Raw genomic sequence first — 22,042 nt, 5'->3', positions numbered from 1 at the left:
TTATAGTTTTAATCAATTAAAATTTTTAATAATTTTTATTCCTTTATTATTTTGTTTTTTGTTTTCTATTTTGTTAAAACATCAATAAGCTAAAACATTTATAAGTACAGCCCCTTCGACAATCATAATCAATCCATTTGACTGACTCATCATAGGGTAAATTAAATTTATAAACCGCACAACAATAGGATTGTAAAATGTCAAGTAATTGATTAAAACTAAATCCACAACTGCTGATAAAATATTTATTTTAAATTTTTTTCGAATAAATATTCATATAAAAGATATTACAAGAATAGAAATAGCTACAACAAATGTAACTCAAAACCTTAATACATCATTGGATGAAAAAGAAGTTCATACGTATAAAAAGTTTAAGTAACTTTCTTGAGGATCTACAAATGATTTATTATTTTTTAAAGCCATTGCAATCGAAACAATCATAAACCCTAAAGGTAAAATTAAAGTTACTAAATTAATTCTTCTATCAACAAAAGTTTCAAACTTAACAACAGCTGCATATCTTTTGGACATAAAATATGATGTTACAATTAATAATAAAAATAAAGCTGCAAATAAAATTGTTTGTAAATAATATTTAGAAACTAAGTTAAAAAATACTAAGTCAACAATTGCAAAAAGTGAAATCTTTAAAAAGTCTTTTGTAAAATTTTGTGAATATTTTTTTTGAATAATAAATAAAATACAATAAATTATAAATAAAACTTGATAGGAACTATTTCAAGCAAATGAAATATAACCACCCATAACTAAACCAATAAAAATTGGAACTTTTCTTTCTCGATAATTTAATGTAGTGTATCTTAAAGATAAAATTATTACATAAAAAATTAAGTATGAAAATATTGTGTCGCCTGTTCAAAAATTATCATTTAAATAAATAAATCCAACTTTTGTAATTGTGAACGTAAAGAGCGAAACTAACAATAAGATAAATTTATTAGTTTTTGAAAATGTTTTTTCAAACGATTCAAACATTGTAATAAAAATTGAAGCGCATAGAACTATATCAATAATAAATGTAAAAGGAATTAAAACATCTTGATATTGATAACTTTGTGCACTAGTTAACATTAGCAATGCTAATTCAAATGTATATCAACCTTGAAATGGTCTGAACCCAAGAAAGTTAAATAGGGTTGCATTATTAAAAAATGAAACAGGGTTGTCTTTCAATCAAGAAAGAATTGATAATATATTTTTATGTCTAGAGAATTCACTAGTTGTGTTTAAAACTTTATATTCAAAATAACATACGACACCTAAAATTAGAAAAACAAATAAAAATATAATTAGGTTCTTATTTAAAAAGTTTAAAGATAATCAGTATTTTGCAAATACTATACAAAATATAATATAAACAATTGTAATTGATCATAAAAAATATATAAAAAATACATAAGGTAAAACTGAGATTAATTGTAACGGAAAAGTGAAAATTGATATAAAAGTAAAATATGAAAAAAAACCCGCTGCAATTGAAGCAAATGGATTTTTTGTTTTAAATTTTATAAGTTCTAAAATAATTACTCCAGAAGCATAAAAAACAAATATGTATGCTAGAGCAAGCATAATTGGAACTAATATTGATATATTTTCCATTAAGTTCACCAATTTGATTATATCACTCATTGAAAAACATATTTTCTAAACCTTAATTTAAATAACTAATCGTTTTCTTCACCCTTACCTCTTAAAACATATATTTTGTCATTTTTTGGTTCTACTTTTATTTCAATTGTTTCAAGTGATAGTTCAGCTGCAGCTGACTCATCAACTATTCCGTATAACGCAGGTCCTAATTGATCTGATTTATCAACTATTTTATCAATATCAATTCCATTTTCTTCAAATCGTTTCTTTCTAGCGTCAGTCACTTTTTTGTTAACAATTCTATTAATTAGTGGTAAATTTTTAATTATTCCATTCATAGTTTTTGGCGAAAAAATGTATGCTGTTAATACTAATATAATTGCGCTTATAAAAACTGTTGCAAAAAATAATGAAACTAGTGGTAGTAATGGAGTTCCTTGACCTGTGGATTTTTGCTTAATATCAAAATATTTATCTAGGTAAAGCAAAGTGAATGCTGTCATTAAAATTGGACCAGTGCATAAAATTGCAAGATTATTTCAAACGTGTTTAAATGTAGAGTTGTATGTAGCATATCTTCATACATATAATCATAAATAGCAATATCTAATTAATAAGAATAGTGATTTTAAAACGTATAAAGTTATAATACCTGATATTAAAACATTATTATCTCCACCAATTTTTAAAGTTTTTGCTAAAAATACAAGTCCAAACACACAAATTAAATAAGTACCTCCAAGTATATTTTGAAACTTAGAGACTTCTCCGTATCTTCCTTTTGCATGAATTAATGTAATTTGTCCTTCACATAAGATTATTAAAGCGGTTGAAAATGCATACAAAATTGAAAATTTTGGACTAAAAAACATAAAATTTAAAGCTTCATTTTCAGCTTCGACAAACTTTTGTGATTCTAAATTAGATAAAGCTAGATCAGAATATAACGCACTTACAAAATAAGGTGAAAGTATTGCCATATTAATAAAAGTAAATGCCGCTACTAAATATGTGTATAATTCATACTTAGAATAGCTTTCCCAATTGATTCTTCCTCTTTGAGCCACTAATGTAATAAAAAAATCTTTAAAAGAAGTTATAAAATTAGTCATTATTAATCTAACATTTACAGCAATAACTAAATAAAGTGATAGGGTTGATGATACACCCAAACCCAATAATAAAGCAGCAACAATCATATCTGCATTTATTAATATTGAAGTACCGATTGAAGATTTTGAAATTTTTGCAGAAATTGATGTAAGTTTAATACTATTGAAATCTCGATAATATTTTAATCATACATATTTTCTTTTTACATATAAAGAAACTAATAGACCTTTAATTGGACTATAAATAATTAAACTAAAAAAAGGTATAAAAGCAATAATGTAGTCTAAACTCATTAAATAAAACATTATTGAATACACTAAAATATCACTAAATAGTATAATTAGTCTTCTGATTGTATTTCTACTATCTGCTGCCATTACACACTCGTACGAATTAAATCAATAATTACCTATGAAATTTTTACAACTAAAAGCTAATGCTACAAATACTAAGATGAAATAAGTCGCTTGACCTGATTCTATTCCTGCTAAAGGAATAGAAATACTTTGTCAACTTGCAGACTCAAAAAAGCCACCACTTGATGACACTCCTGCATATAAAGGATAAGCAAAACAAGCAAATGCAGTCATACTAATTTCAGTAACACTTGCTTTTCGATAAAGTTTTTTTGAAGTTGAATAAATTTCATTTGCTGTAATTCAATCATTATGTACTAAAGGTCTAACTAGTAAAATAGTTGTTGCTACACCTAATGAACTTTCTGCAGTTGAAATAATTAAAGAAAAAGAGCTAACAATTCTTACAAACCCGTTAAATTGAGTCCCATATTTTTCTAATATTCAATAAATTAGCAATAATTGTATTATTGTGTTAAAAAGAGATATGAAGGTTCCTACAATAGTACTAAAAATGCTTTGTTTAGTAGATAACATTTGCTTTCCCCCATTTATATAATAATAACATTTTAGAAATCAATTTTTGAGTAAAATTCTTTACCATTCAAATAACTTAAAAAATTTGAAAAATTGTCAAATACTAGTTTATAAGCAATTAAACTAATTTCTTTTTTAGAAGTTCTTTGAGCACCGTATCTAAAATCATTTTCTATTGAAGCGTTAAAAAATTCACAAACTGCTCTGATTTGGTGTTTTCTGCCTGATAACAAATTAACTTCTAAAATATTGTTTTCTTTATCAATTCACTTATGTATTTGTGAACATTTTTTATAATTTCTTTTATTATTTAAAATAAAATTTGCTTTTTGAATTTCAGAATCATAATTAATATAACCTTGTATTAATCCAAGATTAATTTTATTACTCTCTAATTTAGCCTTGTAAAATTTTTTTATCATATCTTTATTTTTTATTGCAGTTAATAATGTGTTTAAACTTGCTTTATTTTTTGCATATATAACTAAACCTTTTGTAAGTTTATCTAGTCTATGAACATGACTTATTACAAATGAGTTTTCTAAATCAACATCATATTGTTTTGTGTCAATTAAGTAACTTCTTACAATTTGATCTAAACTTATGTTAATTGGAGAGTGTATTTCTAATCCTGCAGGTTTATCAACAATTATAATATTTTGATCTTCATATATTATTTCTAAATTAGAATAATCAACTAGTTCTACTACTAATCTTTTTGATATATTAGCACTATCATAAATTTTTACAACATCTCCTTTTTTTAAAACAACTTTTTGATCTTTAATTTTTTTTTCATTTATTTTAACTTTATTAGTTCTAAATCATTTATAAATAACAGATAAATTAGTTGTTTTATAATTTTTTTTGATAAAATTAAAAATTGTTTGATTTTCATCATTTTCATTTACATTTAATATTGTCATATTTCTCCTATCAATTTACACTGCTAAATAATAATATAATTGCAAATAAATTGTTTGCAAAGTGAATTAATCATGTGTGAGTAACATTTCCTTTTGTTCAAACAAATATTCCTCCAAGCACAAAAGCACCTGCTGAGTAAGAAAGAGCGTGACTAAAGTCACCAGTAAATCCATAGTGAATAAATCCAAAAGCTATTGAGCTAGTTACAAAAGCTAATCATTTATTTGAAACATTTAAAAAATAAGCATTTCTAAAAGCTACTTCTTCTACAAATGGAGCAACAATTACCGAGTACATAAATAGTAACAAAGCGTATACTACTTTATAACCCATTCCTATATCTGCATTATCCAATAAACCTTTTAGTGATTCTTGATTTTTTGATTCAGGAAGTTTAAATAACAGTCCTTCAATTACACTACTAAAAAATGTACCAATTAAAATCATTAAAATAAAACCAACAACAACAGTTATAATAAGTGGTTTTCACTGTTTTTTAATAGTTTCTATAATTCTTTTTATTAAGCGTTTATCAATAACAACAATTAAAACTAATAACACTAATTTAGGAATTAAATTAGCTAACATATTTAAAATATCTTTATTTATACTGCTAAATACAATTCCTAATAATATAGCGAGTAAAGGAATTACTATGAATAAGAATTGTCAAGCATATCCATATTTAAAATAACCACCTTTATGAATTGTTATTAAAGCAAGAGCACCAATTGATGCAGATATTATATATATCATTTGTAAAGCTGAAGCAGAACTATCAGTTGCAGGAAACAAAATTTTTGCAATTAAACAGCAAATCAATGGGATAAATAGTGTAGAAAATATAAATATCATTCCATCTGTTCTTCAATTTAGGGAATTAAATTTAAATTCATTTGACAAACCGTAATATTTATCTTGAAAGTCTTTGAAATTTTGATTTTTTATTTCATTATTTTTACTTAGTCTCTTGTTTTGTAAAAATTCTAAAGCTTCATTATATGTTGGAGGTGCATAGTTTTGTAAATCTTGTCCGTATAGTTTTTCAAAACCACCTTCATCATAAAGCTTTTTTTTCTTTTTATCAGTTAAAACTATAGCAGCTTCAGTTATCATTAAAAACTCATTCTCAATATTTAAATTGTTATCTGGATGATATTTTTTTGCTAAAGATTCATATGCTTTTATAATTTTGCTTTTAGAAAAACTCTTATCAACAGATAATAATTCATAATAATCTTGTTTATTTTTCATAATCTCACTCCAAAAAAATAATCTAAGACTATTTTACTCTATAAAAATAAAAAAATGTTTATATTATATAAACATTTTTCTTTTATTTAATAATAGCGATTAAATCTCCCTTAGCAACTTTACCTGTTTTTACAATTTCAATTTGCTTTCCACTCATTGAATCTGTTGTAAAAATTAACGGAGTTTGAATTGATGGTACTTTTGAAGCAACTTCTTTTAAATCAACATTAACAAGTAAATCTCCTACTTTCACAGATTGATCTTGCTTAACTTTAACATCAAAACCTTTACCTTCTAATGAAACTGTATCTATTCCAATGTGTAATAAAATTTCTACACCATTTTTATTAGCAATTCCATAAGCGTGTCCTGATGGAAAAACTGTTACTAATTTACCATCGATTGGTGCATAAAAATCACCATTAGCTGGTACAAAAGCAAGTCCATCACCAAGCATACCTTCTGCAAATACTTCATCTTCAACTGATGAAAGTTCAATAATCTCACCATCAACTGGCGCGAATACTTCTAAATTTTTATTTTTTGTAAATAATCCCATAAGAGTTTATCCCCTTTCAAAATTATTTTACACCATTTTTATTAACTAAATAATTTATTATATAAAATGCTATTTTATATTTACTACAATGTTACTTGCAGCACCTGACAACATAAATTTTTCTGACATAATGTATAAATTTGCATCATGTGAGTACATTTTTGAAGAACCTGGTACTAAATTAATTTGAAATTTACTTTCACTAATTTTAATTACTTTAGAAAAGTTTAAAAATTCTTCTTGACCAATTGCAGTTTTAGTACTTTCGTCTAAACTTTCAAAAACTTCTTTTCTTAACTGTAGATAATTATTTTTAGTTTCTAAAGTAGAAGCTGATTTTGTAAGTTCCATAGTTTTTGTTTTAGAACTATTATTGTCAGATTTAATAATAGTTCTGTTATCTTCTAAAAATTTAATCTCAAAATCTATATTTTTTTCTTTTTTAAAGATAGCTCCTTTTTCGGGAGATTTTGAAATAGTAAACTTGTTAATTGAAATTGTAGCTTCAGATAGAATGTTTTTTGCTTGTTCAACAAGTATTCCAGCAAAAGCTTCTAAAGCTGGATTTTTATTACCTATAGCTTCAAAAACTAAAGCCGCTAATGCTTGTTTATTATTTGCTTCTTTAACAAGACTTTCAATGTTTTTATATGATTCTGGCTTTAAATAAACATCATCTATAGTTCTATTGCTTAAAAGTCCAGAAAATGAAACTGCACTATTTAAAGTTAAAGTTTGCTTCCCTGTTACTTTAGAGCTGCCGCTTTTAGCAGTTACTTCTGCTGTTAATCCAACACCATCAAAAATTGTTTTTGAGTCTTCTAATTTTATTTCTACATCATCAAATGTTAAATTTAATTTATTCATTTGATTTAATGAAAATAATATTGATTCTTCATTAATGTTATATTTATTATTTTGATTAGCTTTATCACTATTTAATAAGTTTGAGTTTTCTGAGTCATACACTCCATCGACCATATAACCTGCTGGTAAATCTTTATATTTTAAACTCTCTAAATTTGTAATTTCTTCTTTTTCTTTATCTGTAGATTTTGGACAAGCAATAACAGTTGATGACGCTGATACAACAAAAGTACTTATTACTAACAATGTAATTAATTTTTTCATATTTTTTCTCCTTATTTGATTTCTTTTAAATATCTAAAGTAAAATTTAACATTTTCTTTTTGATCAATAATGTAAGAAACTTTATCTATTTCTTCATTTAAATTATTTATTGGTAAACTTTTACTATATGGTTTAAATTTAATTTCAACCATATAGTCTTTGCCATTTATAGCTCCTTGTTGATCAGATTGTTTATAATTAAACGCTTCATCACCATCACTAACTATATCATTTATTAAAATTGGTCAATAAATTTGACTTTTATAATCACTAAAGTTATTAATAATTAAAGTCATTAAAAAACTGTAAATGTTAAGTTGATTTATAACTCCAACATTATAGTTAAATTTTTTATCACTTGATTCCTCATAATCATTGATATTTTTTCAAAGTTCTTCTAAACTAACTCCTCTTTTTTTATCATCTTCTACCTTTTGATAATCAAAAGGTTTAACATTGTAGTCAACTTTAATAACTCCATAAAATTTTTTAGGTATGCCTTCTTTACCTTGGCTTAATTTTGGAAAATCATCTTCTTTTGTTACTTCAATTTTTGCACTAGTATTATCCTCATTGTATATAAATTTTTTTTCATCTATTAATTGATCTGCTATAGAATTTATCATATTTATTAATCCTAAATTATTAGTTAATAATGAAATTAATATCGATCTTGGCCTTGAATCATAAATTGTACCCAAGCTTAAATTTGTAAACAAATCTGCTAAATGTTGTGAGTTTCTAATTATTATACTTGCAGTGATTTTGTTATTTTCATTATTTTTATCTAAAAATGTTCATTCATATTTTCCATTTCTAAATAAATCACTTGTATCTTTATTTATTACTCCAACACCAATTTTTTTTAAAGTTATATTTAAATTATTAATTTTAAAACCAGCTTTAGTTAATTTATTTATAATTTGTTCATATAAATCATAATTATAAGAAATTTTTTGAATATCTATATCATCAACTATAACGTTTTCAAATCCAATTTTTTGAATTGGTAATTCAGGTTCAGGTCTTTCAATATCATCATATGAGTTATTATCTTGACATGCAATTGTAAATGAAGGTGTTGTTACTAATGAAATAACTGTAAATATTTTTAATAAAGTTTTCATATTTTAACCTCCTTGTACTGCAATTAGCATATTTACTTTTTTTAATGCAGATCAGCTTATAATAACGCTTAGTAAGTATAGTGCTAAAGTTCCTAAAACTCCAACAACAAGATATCAAATGTAAAAATTGTATGGCAGTAATATTGAATCAGTTGCTGATAGCAATGCTGATTTTAAAATGAATCATCCTGCTAAAAACCCTAAGCATGAGCCAAAAACAGCAGAGGGTACATAAATACCGATAAATAATCTCATAATATATGTTTTGTTATAACCAAGTATTTTCATCATTGCAATTATTTTTTGATTTTTAAAGATAACAGAATTAATAGTTAAAAGTATGACTATAAGCCCAATTAGCATCACGATCATTAAAAATATGGTTATCATGGTCGTTAATGTGCTATTGATTCTGTTTAGAACATCATTTACAGCGTTTCTTGTTCAAGCATCTGTTATAGAAGATTGTGATAAAGCAGCATAAGATTGTTCGGTTGGAGTTAAAGTTTTTCCCCCTTTTAATCCAAACACACTATAATCTCCATATCTTTGTATAGAACTTACTCCCAATGAATAATCTGTAAATCTTGAGTCATTTGAAGATTTATAATTGAACATTGGATACTCAGATTCAAATAGTTTTAAATATTTTTTATAGTTATCATTTGAATTTGTTCATTCTACAAAATTTTTATAATTTGATTCATAATTGTTTTTATTATTTTGTTTTTCATAACCTTTAATCTTTTGGATAAAGAAATTATCATCAGTTGAAACTGTCCCTTGTGGGTTTAATCATTCTTTTATAAATAAACTAAACAGTAAAGGCTTTGTTTTTTCAAATTGTGCTTGTTCAATTGCTTTTTGATTATCGATTCATGCTTTTGCATTACCATACTGATTTGCAATTCCAACAACCTTATAATTATTGCTAATGATTTTATTAGCTTTTTTAATATGTCCATCTTTTATTTGTTTAGCCATATTTGTTGGAGAAACTTTATTATCACTATTTAAATCTATTTTTGAATAATATACTAAGTTCTTTTCCTTGGGATCAACAGTATCGTCTTGATTTAATTCAGTGTTTTCTCATCCTTTTGGATTATCGTTTTGATTTAAAACATTACTTTTGTATAAGTTTTTTGCACTAGTGTATTTGTTTGAATCATAGGCATCCATTTTATCTGTTTTTCAACTATCAATAGCTAACTCTTTGTCATCCTTTTTTAAATATTCAACAATATGATCAACATCAATTGTTTGACCTACTTCAATATTTAGATTTTTTGCTAGAGTTTCATTAATAATAATAGAGTTTTCTTCGGTTAGTAAGTTTTTGATATCTTCATTTTTTTTATTATAAAGTTTTTGTAATCCGTTCTGATTAATTCCAAAAACTTTAAATCCAACATTATTAATTACAGAGTTTAAATATGTTCCTAATTCTTCTTTATCATTGTTAAAAGGAGTTATTCCAAAACCAAGATTAAAATTTCCTTTTTCTTTATTAAACTCTCTAAATATTATCTCTCTTACATTTGAAGGCATATTTGTATAGATACCTTGCAAAAATGATTGTTGTAAGTTGTTTCTAAAATAAGCAACAATTCAATTATAAATAGGACCACATATAGAAACTGCATCTGATAATCATCTCATGTCATTATCAATATAGTCATATAAACTATATTCATAGTTATCATCATTTCTTATTCTTCCATTTTTTTCAATAAAAATTGATCCAGAATAGTTTGCATAATTTTTAAACTCTTCTTTTGTAATCATATCGTTATCTTTTCCACCATCCTCAGATAGTTTTTCTAAGAAACTCGATTGGGTGTCAAAGTATCCATCTTTTTTAAGGTTAAGCCCTATTGTGTTTCGATATTTTAAATAAAATAATCTTAAATTTTCTAAGTCATTAATTTGTTCTTTAGACTTAACATTATCAAATAAAACATCCATAAAAGTCTTTTTATCTTCTAATCAAGATTGTTTTACATATTTATATAAATCTGGTCACAAGCTTCCTGTTAAAGAAGAAACCAATAATTCTGATCCATTTTGAAGTTTTAAATCTTTATTTTTTAAATAATCAATGTCAAAAGATTTGTAGGTCATATTATTTAATTCACCCAAATCATTTGAAGGTGTATAAAATTTTGCACTTGTTTGATTATTAATAAGTTTATTAATTTTATCGCTTGCACTCAAACTATCGTAATCTTCTTGACTTGCGTCTGGATTATAGGTTTTATAAAATGATAATGGACTATTGTACATTGGAGAATAATAACTTACTTTATTGTCATACTCATCACCATAATACATATATTTTTTATTCTCATTTAACATGTTAGGCACAATAACAGCGATAGTAATCATTGTTGAAGAAACAAACAAAGCGCTAAAAACTGCAAGTAATTTTAATAGAGATCCAGAAAGAATTGCTCCTGCAAATTTTAAGTTAAATTTCTTAGATCCTCTTGTAAATATTTTCTTGAAAAATAAGTTGAATTTATTTGTTGCGCTTCTTTGTTCAAAATTGATCATTTCTAAAGTCGTATTTTTACTAAACATTACAAAGCATGTAATTAATGTAACTGCTTCTAAAAAAATAAACATTCCAATAATTGACATTAGACAAGATTTTCAATCAAAACTAAAAGGTTCAATATTTATAGCAAAAAACTTTTTAAACAATATAACAATTAATCATTGAAAAGTTAAGCCTAGAATATAACCTAATATTCCTCCTGTTAAAGTTATTAATAAAGGATATAAACTATTTGAAAGTATTAATTGCATCTTTTTATAACCTAAAGAAATTAAAACTCCCATTTGTCCAAATGCTTTTTCAATTTGCATTTTTAGTTGAGTGATTAAAATTATTAGACCAATTCCTAAGATAACTGCCATTAAACCATAAGAAACAATGTTAAATAATAAAACTACAATAGGAAAAGTGTTGGTTCTTGAACTCATCTTATAATTGTCATCACCTAACAAAGTTGCTACACTTTTATCTGGGTTTAAACTATTTATGAAGTTAGACTTTAATCCGATATCTTTTGAAAACTCCATATTAGTTAAAATATTATTTATGTATTTAATTGATTCTGCTTTATTATTATTTTTGATATCTCCTACAAAATAAATTTCTTTATCACTTTCAGATAAAACTCTTAGTCTTTCAAAATTTAATATTTCATTATCCGTATATCATATTTTAGTGTTTGTATAATTTTTAAAGTCATACTCATTATTAGAAAATATTGTTTCATAATACTTATAATCAATTCCAAAATTTAAAGGATTTACATATGCTAAACATTCTTTATTATAATCTGGTAATGGATTTTGTGCATTAATTATTGGTGTTATATAATCAGATGAATTACCAAAACCAACAACTTGAAATCAGCTATTTGAATTATATTGAGTTTTATCAATTCACATATTTATATCTTGATTTTCATATTGTTTTATTATTTCATCAAATTCTTTATCTTTATTTTCACTATTTTTCACTAAAACCGAAGACCCATATGTATCGTCTTCCAACCTTACAATATCGTTGATTTTAATATTATTTTGTTTAGCAAACCTTTCATCTAAATAAACTCATTTTAAAGTTAAATTATTAGTTGCTCTAGAATAAGTTTTTCAAGTTTCTAGACTCATACCTTTATTTACAATAAATTTATCAACTTTTTGTTCAGGATTTAAACCTATTGCTTTAATATTTTTATTTGAAGATAAAGTAAAATTTCTTGTTTCAACCCTATCAATATCAATCGAATACTCACTATTTGCTAGTTTATTTACAATATAATCCATTATTAAACTATCTCTAATATCTGAATTAGAAATTTTGTTAAAGTTTATTTTATCTTCGTTTGCTTCACTACTTACATATGAAGTTGAAGAAAGATCAACTACAAAATCATGTAGATTACTATTTTTTTCCGAGATAAAATTTTCGTAAGAACGATTGATTCTAGATGTCGCTGAATAACACATAGTTAAAACTAAACTACTTATAAAAAGCAAAATCACAACCGTTATAAACTGTATTTTGTTTTTAAAAATGTTTTTTAAAGCATTTCTAAAAAATGGTTTTTGTATTTTCATTTTATTTTTAGGTTTTAACTAATTTAAAACCATTACCTCCTATATTTTTTAATAAATAAAAAAATGGTATATAAAAAACTACTTGTTTATACAAGAAAATTTTATATTATAGGTGGAGTTGATGCCTTTTTTTGAGAAACTAAAAATTTTGAGTGAAGTATTTTAACTTTTAAATCTCTTAATTTTTTGCCATTAGAAATAAAATATTTCATTGTCAGATTAAAATCAATACTCATTTCTTTGTAAAAAGCTAATAAATTAATATAAACTAATGAATTTGGATCTAAATTCGCTTCATATAAAATATAATCTAATTCCTTTTCTCATTTTTCTAAGTTTTTATTTCTATAATTAAAATAATATGTTAAAAACAAAACATAACTAACAAATGAACATAATAATGCTAGGTTGGCAATTATCACCAAAGTAATTAATAAACTATAGTTACTCTCAATTTTATTTATATCAACTAGCAAAAGATAGACACGATAATTTGCAATTGGAAATAAACATAAAAGAGTTTTAATTAAAACAATCATTTTTTTTGTTTTTACAAAAGCATTTAAAGAATTATATTTTCTGTAATTACTTTTTTGATCTTCAAAGTACTTAGAAAATTCAATAATAAGTTTTATAGAGATTGTGAACAACAAAAAAGCAAGACCAAGTAATGCAAGATTTTCAAAAAAATGTCCAAGTAACTCGTTTGAACTAACTTTGTCAAATAAGTTTCATAATAAACAACCTATAAGAACTATCTTAATTCAGTGTTTTAATTTATTTACTAGCCTCATAAAACTCCTAATAATCTTAAATTATAACTTATTTGCAAATAAAATCAAGATTGCTAAAATACCAGACAACCATAAAAAAAGCCTAATCAAGGATTAGACTGTAATTATTTTGTACTCATTAATTGATTTACTAATTCTAAAACTTCACTTGAAGTTTCACATTCAATTGCTTTTTTTGCAAGTTCTTGAGTTTCTGATAAAGTTAATTTTGCCATTATACTTCTTGCCTTAGTGATACTAGTTGCTGACATTGAGTATGCGTCTAAACCTAAACCCATTAATAACGGAACTGCTTCAGGCTCTCCTGCCATTTCTCCACACATACCAGCTCATTTACCATGTTTATGTGCTCCATCAATTGTCATTTTTAATAATCTTAAAATTGATGGGTTAAATGGTTGGTATAAATAAGTAACATTTTCGCTCATTCTATCAGCTGCCATAGAATATTGAATCAAGTCGTTAGTTCCAACACTAAAGAAGTCTGCATGTTTTGCAAAGTTTTCTGCATTGATTGCTGCAGCAGGAATTTCTACCATCATACCGATTTGTAAATCACTACCAACCTTTACTCCTTCTTTTTCAAGTTCTGCTTTACAAGCAAGAGTGAATTTTTTGGCACCAACAAATTCATCAATTGTTGCAATCATAGGAAACATTATTCCAACCGGACCAAATGCACTTGCTCTTAGTAAAGCTCTAATTTGATCTTTAAAAATATCTTTTCTATCCATTGTAAAACGAATTGCACGATATCCTAAAAATGGATTCATTTCTTCTGGGAATTCAAAGTAACTTAATTTTTTATCTCCGCCAATGTCAAGTGTTCTGATTACTGTCATTTTTCCGTTCATATCAACAACAACTTGTTTATAAGCTTCAAATTGTTCTTCTTCAGTAGGGAAATGATCGTTGTCCATATATAAAAACTCAGATCTAAATAATCCAACACCTTCTCCACCGTTTTCAATAACAGCTGCAACATCTTTTGGACTACCAATGTTTCCTTCTAATATAAATTTATCAAAACCATCTTTTGTGATTGTTTTTTTGTTTTTAAATTGTTCAAGTTCTACTTTTTCTTGTGCAAATTTTTTTGCTTTTTTTTCTCAAACTAATTTATCACTAGGATTTAGTTCAACTTCTCCAGTGCTTCCGTCAATTGCTAAAATATCATTTTCTTTTACAGAAGATAAAATAGTTTTTAAACCTAAAACTGCAGGAATTTCTAAACTTCTTGCCATAATAGCAGCGTGACTAGTTCTTCCTCCAACATTACATGCAAATCCTTTAACATAATTTGGGTTTAATTGTGCAGTTTGACTTGGTGTTAAATCTTCTGCAACAATTATTACTTCATCGTTAATTGATGCTAAGTCTAATACAGGCATTTTTAAAACATAACGAATTAATCTTTCTGTTACATCTTTAATGTCTGCTGCTCTTTCTCTAAAATATACATCTTCCATTGCCCCAAACATTTCAATATATTTTTTAGCAACTTCATCAATTGCACGTGATGCATTATAGTTTTGTTCTTTAATTAGAGCGACAAATTCTTCTGCCATTGCTGGATCTTGTAAGATTGAAGCATGTGCTTCAAAAATTGCTGCTTTTTCTTCTCCTAATTTTTCTTTTGCTATAGCTTGTAAACTTTCTAAATCTTTTTTCGCTTTATTAATTGATGAATTAATTAAGTCTAATTCACTTTGAACATCTTTTGCTTTGGTAGTTGGAATTACAATTGGTTGCTCATCTAATATATAAACTTTTGCAACTGCAATACCATTGCTTGCTCCGATACCTTTTATTTTGTTTGACATGTTTTTATTCCTCCTAAAGTAAAGTTTCATATTTATTATACACAATTACTATTGGTTATTTTATTCATAAAATAAATTAGATAAAAATCTTATTTCTTATTTTTAATAAATAAAAACTCTAAATATTTGCATATTTAGAGTTCATACTTTAAATTAGATTCTAGAAAGTCTTTTAAATACTAAGAAAACTAAACCTGTTGATAATAAAGAAATTGCTAAGTAAATAAACGCTACACCAATTATGTTAAAACCTATCCCTTTTTGAAGAGGAGTTTCTTTAAAAATTGATTGTAATTTATTATTTTTATTATCGCTAAATTGAACTTTAATTGAAAATTCATTACGGTTTTTTTCTGAGTTATAATCAACTCAATAATTTTGTTTATCATTTGCATTTTTTATATATCAATCATTACCCAATTTTTCAGCTGTTAAGCCTTTAATAGAAAGTGTTCTAATTGTTTGCATATCTTTATTTTCTGATAAAACATTTCTATATCTTTCTTGGATTGCTGCAAGAATTTTTTCTTTTGTCACTTCTCCATATATCGCAGGTAAAGTTGTTACATAATTGCCTGGCTTTTGGTTTTCTAATCCAAAGTAAGTTTCAATTCCATAACCAGTTGAAGGTGTATTATTGCTTTCCTCACCCTTCATTTCTGCAGTATTTTTTGCAGTTGCATATTTTGAATAACTTTTAAAATTAGAAATTTTTGTTGTTAAAGATCTATTTGCAATTAAATCTTTATTAGTAAAGAATGCATCACCATAAGAATGATTACCAATTAAACCTTGGTAAAAAATATAAAAGTGATTAATAATATTTATTTGTGAACTGCTAACTTCTTTATTCGCTTTGCTCGCAATATATTCAATACCTGATTCAGCTGTCATTTTTTCATCAGAACTTATTGAACTACTAGCACTTCTGATTGCTTTTAAAAAGTCAGTAGAGTAGCTCATTGTATTAACTCAATTTTGAGTTATTAAATTGTTAATCATCATTAATTCTGGATATCTTTTGTATAAAGTTAATACTTCAGAGTTTTTAGTCGAATAACTTTGGAATGAGTAGAATGAATCCTCAATGTTTCCAGGTGTTTTAAAGATTGAGTTTTGTGTGTTATTAGAATAAGTTGTTCCACCGTCATTAGATGTATTAACTCTATTAAATAAAATTTCATTGTAATTTTTATACTGAGATGAAACATAGCTTAATAAAGATTTGTATTGCGGTAATTTATTTGATAATCATTTTACTAAATCAGAAATGTCTAAAAATTCTTTTTCAACTTCTTTTCCGGTTCTATTATTTTTACCAATAAAAATACTTCCAGAATAACCAGGATATGATACTGGTGCTTCGTTAGCAGTAAACATATTTTCATAAACTTCTTTATAAAAGCTTTCCAATATTGTATTAATTCCTAATCCACTAAATACAGTATTTGTTTCAATTAATGGAGTCTCTATACTTTGTTTAATTGAATTTTGATTATAATTATAATCGTTGTTATTACCACCGTTGTTACTTTTATCATTGTTTAATTCATCTAATTCTTTTTTAAAGTCATTAGCTGCTGTATCTACATCAAGATTAAATTGACCTAAATATAAAGCTTTTATAAGCGCTTCAATAACTGGTTTATATCTAACTGATTTTTGTAATCCACCACCAGCTTCATTTACAGTAACAAATTCTTTTATTAAACTACTGCTTAAAGTATCTAATGAAAGATCATTTATATTTACTACTTGTAAATTTTTTGAGATAGTTTCTAAAATATTTTTAGAATTTTCTTCTTCTTCAAAAATTTGTTTAACTGCACTATCGTTTATAAATTTTTTATAAAAGTCATTTGCAAAAACTAATCTAGCAGTTTGAGCTTTTGCCGCGCTACTTAACTGTGTTTCACTTGAATTTGAGGTAACTAAATTTGCCATTCCACTAATAAATGGTAATAGTGATAGAATTGCTCCTAAAAAAATGTTTCCAAATGTTCCCATAGCCACTGAAGAAATTAATGAGATTAAACATAATACAGGGAATCATATTAAAGTAAATAACATTAAAAATAATACTGGAGAGTATAGTAGAATAGCTTCTGCTAAAGGTTGATTTGAAAATGTTGTACTAAGAATTGCTGCAAAAATTAAATTTATAATTAAATATGAATAAGTAACTGTTATGTAACTAAAATATCTAATTAAAAATGATTTGAACAAACTAACTCCTGCTCTAGTTTCAATTTGCTGAATACCTTCCATAATTGGGACTTTAAATAAACTAACCACTAGAATTGTTAAAAATACAACATAGAAAAATACTATAAATATATATCCTATAGTTGGTGCAATAACACTAATTGTAGCATCTATTTTAAATCCCTTATTTGTTAAAGCTGTTACAAGAGTAAATATAAAACTTAAAACTAAAAAAGTTATACCTGTACCTTTACTTGCTTTTGCTGAAAAAGATTTTCTTACAGTAATTAAAAATAAAAGCCCTACACCTTCAAGTTTTGGTTTTTTAAAGATTGATTTCTTTTTCTTTGCTTGAATATTTTCATCTAATATTGCTTTCATTATTTATTACCCCCTTCTATTTCTGGTGTATAAATTTCTGCTAGCAATTTGATATTGTCATTTTTTTCAGCCATTAATTTTTTATAAATATTTGCTATGCTTTCTTTTTGATTATCAAAATCATTTTCATAAACTATTTCTCCATTTTTTATAATAACAAGATAATTTGCTAATTCTTGAAGTTCTTCCAAAATATGACTTGTTATAAGAATGGTAACTCCAATTTTAGACAGTTCGTGCAAGATGTTCATAAATGAAAGTTTTGCCTCAACATCCACGTTTGCAGTTGGTTCATCAAAAACTATAAACTCTGGCGATCTAACAAGAACACTTGCCATAATTGCACGTTTTTTTCAACCTGCTGATAATTCTCTAAATTTTTTTCCAACATATTTTTCTAAACCTAACATTTTATATACTTGTTTAGCTTTTGCATTTGCATCTTTTGCTTTCATAGCATTTACTGCACAAATATATTTAACATAGTCTTTTAATTTCATATCCATTGGAACGTTATTTGAATCAGGGAAAAAGGCAATTCTTTGTAAATTTTCATTTACAAATAAACTTTCTCCATCGATCATTACTTCACCACTATCAAGTCTAATTTCTCCAAAAAGCGCTTTAATTGTTGTTGTTTTTCCAGCACCATTGTCACCCACAAAAGCAACTACTGATCCTTTTTTAATTGTGAAACTTACTTGATTTAAGAAAAAACCACCCAAGTCTCTTGTAATATTTTTTATTTCAATCATTTTAGTTGCCTCCTATGTTCTAATTTTTCTTTTATATGCCATATAACCAAGGTAATAAAGTGGAGAAGCTAATAATAAGTAAATTGCATAAGCCAGTGGGATTATGAAAGCATTTTTATAAATAACTTTTCCTTCTGTTAAAAATGGTTTTTGAACAGCGTAGTTTTTATTGTATTGTGGTAAATATTTTTCGTAATCTAAAATATTTTTAATCGATGAAGTTTTCCCCTGATATAAAACTTTTGAGTCTGTATTATTGTATGAATCGTTTAATGAACTATTTGCAAATAAACCACTTGACATAACTGCAAAGTGTCTAAATACATCAAAAGTCAATTTTGATCCATTTTTTGAACTTACATAGTATGAATACAATTCATCAACTGAATCAACTGCAATTGTAAATGATTCATATCATAAATTAACTATTAATCAGTTTAAAATTGTTATTTCAGGAAATTTTTTATAAATTTCTGCTACTTCTTGATTTTTATTAATAGTTTCTTTTTCCTCATCACTTAAAGCTTTTAATCCAGTATCGCCCAAATGTTCTTCTTGATCTTCATATTGTTTAGTTCTATTGTTATATTCACTAAAGAAATCATAAGGTACTTTATAATAATAATTGTATTGACCACCTTCGAATGGTTTATAATAAACATCATCTACAAATAAATTTGCTCTGAAATCACCTGTATAATAATCATCTAATGCATATTTTTTATTTGAACTTGAACCACTAATATATTCAATTGGGTTAGTGTTTTTAAATATATTTGTTTGTTGTTCATTAAATATAGCAGAGTACTTATCATAAATTTTTGCAGCAGTACTAATTAAATTTGCATATTTTGGTGAGTACTTTTCTAATTGATTTGCAAAATCACTAATAGAAACTTTTTTAGTTTTATATACTTCACTTGAATTATAATTATATTTTTTTAAAAACATTGTTGGTATTTCATTTTTATTTTTAGAATCAATTTTATCTTGATTATTTTTTAATGAGTCAAACAATTCATCCAATACACTTTTTATTGGAGTATCTTCTAAAATACTTTTTTTATTTCTAGCATCTTTGTTTACAGATGGTGTAAATGAATAATCATAATTAACTTGTCCTAAATACATATCATTAGTAATGATTGTGTCTCAAATTAAACTTTTAAAATTTGTACTTAAAAAATCTGATCCTTCTTTGTCTTTATTTACAAGATCTCAAGAATTATATCTATTTGTACTCGAAGATTCTTGACTATTGTTTGAAGTATAAAACTGTTTAAACTTGCTTGTTATTGAAGCTGATGGTAAATTAAATGAACTTAATCCTGATTGATAACCTGCAAGGTTTTCTTCTAAAGTTGTTACAAGTTTAGATCTACTATCAACTTCTGATATTTGTTCATCGTTAAATATTTTTTTTACATTTTCATCGTTTTTTGTATTTTCATAAAATTCATTTAAAACATTAAATTTTAAAGCATAATCATCTTCTGCATCTTTACCAGAAAATGAATATCTAATTGAAGCAAATATTGGACTTAATGAAAACACAAACATTAAAACAGTTGCCATTAATGTACCAACCATTGTTGATGAATAAATAAAAATTGGTAATAAAATTAAAATCATAATAATTGCTAAAAATATTATAAATGCAACTTGTGAATAAGGAAAAGCCTTATATAGTTCTGTTGGCACTGTAAATAACAATCCCATAATAGCTACTCCAATTAGTACTAAAATGTTTGCAATTGTAATAATTGTAGTTGCAACTAAAACCCTTAGTATATATGATTTTCAAACTGCTAATCCAGCTCTTAACTCAATTGAATGAATACCAGATTTTTTTTGTTTTTTAAATAAAAACAAAAGCATCATCATTACAAAAAAGATTGTTGATAAAACCGATACTACATAAAATATTATTTTATAATTTCCAATGCTTCCAATATTTTGTGTTTGAATTCCAGAAGTTGTTTCGACTAATAAAATTGCAATTAGTGATATAAAGTGAATTAAAAATGCAATTATAACACCAGGACTTGCAAAAGTCATTTTTAAATTTATTGCAAAAATTACAGATAAATTAGCCTTAATATTATTTGAATTTGTGCTTTTATTTTTTTTATGTTTAACTAAATTTAACTCCACTTTTATATCTCCTTATTGTATAACTCACGCAATATAGTCATATCCTTAATTGGATTTTTCATATGTGTTTTATATACATCCATTATTTTTTCTTTTTTATTGTCAAAATCTGCTGCATGAACAATCTCACCTTTTTTAATTAAAACTAAATAGTTAGCAACTTCTTGCAATTCTTCAATAATATGACTGGTAATCATTATTGTAATTCCTTGATTAATAAGCAGTTCTAAAATATTCATAAAATATAGTTTTGATTCAACATCAACGTTTGCAGTTGGTTCATCAAAAACAACGTATTCAGGTCTTCTTATTAGAACACTTGCCATAATAGCTTTTTTCTTTCACCCTGCAGAAAGTTGTTTAATTAATTTATTTTTATAGGGTCTTAATTCTAATAAACGATAAACATCATCTATTTTTTTTGCAGCTTTTGAAGAAGGTATTCCATTTGCAGCACAAATATATAACATATAGTCATGAACCTTAATATTTAGAGGAATGTTATTTGAATCTGGAAAAAATGCTAATCTGTGGAGATTATTGTTGGCAAATAAATTTTCACCATCCATTAATATTTCACCACTATCTATTTTAAGCTCACCAAAGATTGCTTTAATAGTTGTTGTTTTTCCTGCTCCATTGTCTCCAACAAAAGCAACGACAGCACCTTTTTTTATCTGAAAACTTACGTCTTTTAATTTAAAATTATTTAGTTTTCTCGACACATTTTTTAGTTCTATCATTTTATTATTCCTTTCTTAATTTAGTAGAAATGATTTAAATATCAAAACTCACTACCTAATTATTATATAATAAATACAAAAAAAATGATTTTAACTTCTTAAAACCATTTTTAAAGTATATTGCTATTTCAATTAAATGATTGAATTTTCTCTCATTGCATGTTCAATAGCTGTTATTGCTTCTTTTTCATCTTCTCCAGATGCTTGAATTGTTATTTCTGCACCAGATTTTACTGCTAATGCCATAACGTTCATAATTGATTTTAGGTTTCCCTCTTTTTCACCACAAACAATTTTAATGTCTGAAGCATATTTTGAAGCTTCTTTTGTTAAAACTGAAGCCGGTCTTGCGTGTAACCCTACTGGATCAATAACTTTTGCTGTAAATGAAGTCATTTTTTAATCCTCCTAACAAAGTATATTATATATAAA

At 25.4% G+C, this 22,042-nt stretch carries 15 protein-coding genes; all 15 read right to left on the bottom strand.

Annotation, left to right across the window (positions count from 1 at the left end; translation table 4 throughout):
• Entirely contained in the window at positions 1-1,623 is a 1,623-nt protein-coding gene (locus tag SGLAD_RS00685; protein WP_134297137.1) for a hypothetical protein, read from the bottom strand.
• 65 nt (positions 1,624-1,688) lie between these two features.
• The gene (locus SGLAD_RS00680) at positions 1,689-3,620 is read right to left on the bottom strand and encodes a hypothetical protein (protein WP_134297136.1); all 1,932 of its coding nucleotides are present in this window, start codon (positions 3,618-3,620) and stop codon (positions 1,689-1,691) included.
• A 32-nt stretch (positions 3,621-3,652) separates the two neighbouring features.
• The gene (locus tag SGLAD_RS00675) at positions 3,653-4,546 is read right to left on the bottom strand and encodes a pseudouridine synthase (RefSeq protein ID WP_134297135.1); all 894 of its coding nucleotides are present in this window, start codon (positions 4,544-4,546) and stop codon (positions 3,653-3,655) included.
• A 7-nt stretch (positions 4,547-4,553) separates the two neighbouring features.
• Complete coding sequence (locus SGLAD_RS00670) at positions 4,554-5,801, bottom strand: DnaJ domain-containing protein (RefSeq protein ID WP_134297134.1); 1,248 nt, start codon at positions 5,799-5,801, stop codon at positions 4,554-4,556.
• 82 nt (positions 5,802-5,883) lie between these two features.
• Entirely contained in the window at positions 5,884-6,360 is a 477-nt protein-coding gene (locus SGLAD_RS00665) for a PTS sugar transporter subunit IIA (protein ID WP_134297133.1), read from the bottom strand.
• A gap of 69 nt (positions 6,361-6,429) precedes the next feature.
• Positions 6,430-7,491 carry a hypothetical protein gene (locus tag SGLAD_RS00660; RefSeq protein WP_134297132.1) on the bottom strand — a complete coding sequence of 354 codons (1,062 nt, stop codon included), beginning with the start codon at positions 7,489-7,491 and terminating at the stop codon, positions 6,430-6,432.
• Positions 7,492-7,502: 11 nt separating this feature from the next.
• Positions 7,503-8,618: a hypothetical protein gene (locus SGLAD_RS00655; RefSeq protein WP_134297131.1), complete on the bottom strand. Its 1,116-nt coding sequence runs from the start codon at positions 8,616-8,618 to the stop codon at positions 7,503-7,505.
• A gap of 3 nt (positions 8,619-8,621) precedes the next feature.
• Positions 8,622-12,755, bottom strand: a complete 4,134-nt coding sequence (locus SGLAD_RS00650; protein ID WP_134297130.1) for an FtsX-like permease family protein — start codon at positions 12,753-12,755, stop codon at positions 8,622-8,624.
• Positions 12,756-12,856: 101 nt separating this feature from the next.
• Complete coding sequence (locus SGLAD_RS00645; protein WP_134297129.1) at positions 12,857-13,549, bottom strand: hypothetical protein; 693 nt, start codon at positions 13,547-13,549, stop codon at positions 12,857-12,859.
• A 104-nt stretch (positions 13,550-13,653) separates the two neighbouring features.
• On the bottom strand, positions 13,654-15,372 hold the full coding sequence (gene ptsP / locus SGLAD_RS00640) for a phosphoenolpyruvate--protein phosphotransferase (RefSeq protein WP_134297128.1): 1,719 nt from the start codon (positions 15,370-15,372) through the stop codon (positions 13,654-13,656).
• A gap of 153 nt (positions 15,373-15,525) precedes the next feature.
• Positions 15,526-17,958 (bottom strand): hypothetical protein, encoded by a 2,433-nt coding sequence (locus tag SGLAD_RS00635; RefSeq protein ID WP_134297127.1) that lies wholly within the window; start codon positions 17,956-17,958, stop codon positions 15,526-15,528.
• Positions 17,958-18,713 (bottom strand): ABC transporter ATP-binding protein, encoded by a 756-nt coding sequence (locus SGLAD_RS00630; RefSeq protein ID WP_134297126.1) that lies wholly within the window; start codon positions 18,711-18,713, stop codon positions 17,958-17,960. Before SGLAD_RS00630 ends, SGLAD_RS00635 begins: the two co-directional genes overlap by 1 nt.
• A 12-nt stretch (positions 18,714-18,725) precedes the next feature.
• The gene (locus tag SGLAD_RS00625) at positions 18,726-20,867 is read right to left on the bottom strand and encodes a hypothetical protein (RefSeq protein ID WP_134297125.1); all 2,142 of its coding nucleotides are present in this window, start codon (positions 20,865-20,867) and stop codon (positions 18,726-18,728) included.
• 2 nt (positions 20,868-20,869) lie between these two features.
• Positions 20,870-21,610 carry an ABC transporter ATP-binding protein gene (locus SGLAD_RS00620; protein WP_134297124.1) on the bottom strand — a complete coding sequence of 247 codons (741 nt, stop codon included), beginning with the start codon at positions 21,608-21,610 and terminating at the stop codon, positions 20,870-20,872.
• Positions 21,611-21,742: 132 nt separating this feature from the next.
• Positions 21,743-22,006, bottom strand: coding sequence for an HPr family phosphocarrier protein (locus SGLAD_RS00615; protein WP_134297123.1), 264 nt, complete (start codon positions 22,004-22,006; stop codon positions 21,743-21,745).
• Positions 22,007-22,042 lie beyond the last annotated feature (36 nt).

Source organism: Spiroplasma gladiatoris, from assembly GCF_004379335.1.
Classification (GTDB): domain Bacteria; phylum Bacillota_I; class Bacilli_A; order Mycoplasmatales; family Mycoplasmataceae; genus Spiroplasma_A; species Spiroplasma_A gladiatoris.
The sequence above is the reverse complement of the archived record's forward strand: the minus strand, read 5'-3'. Positions and strand labels throughout refer to the sequence as shown.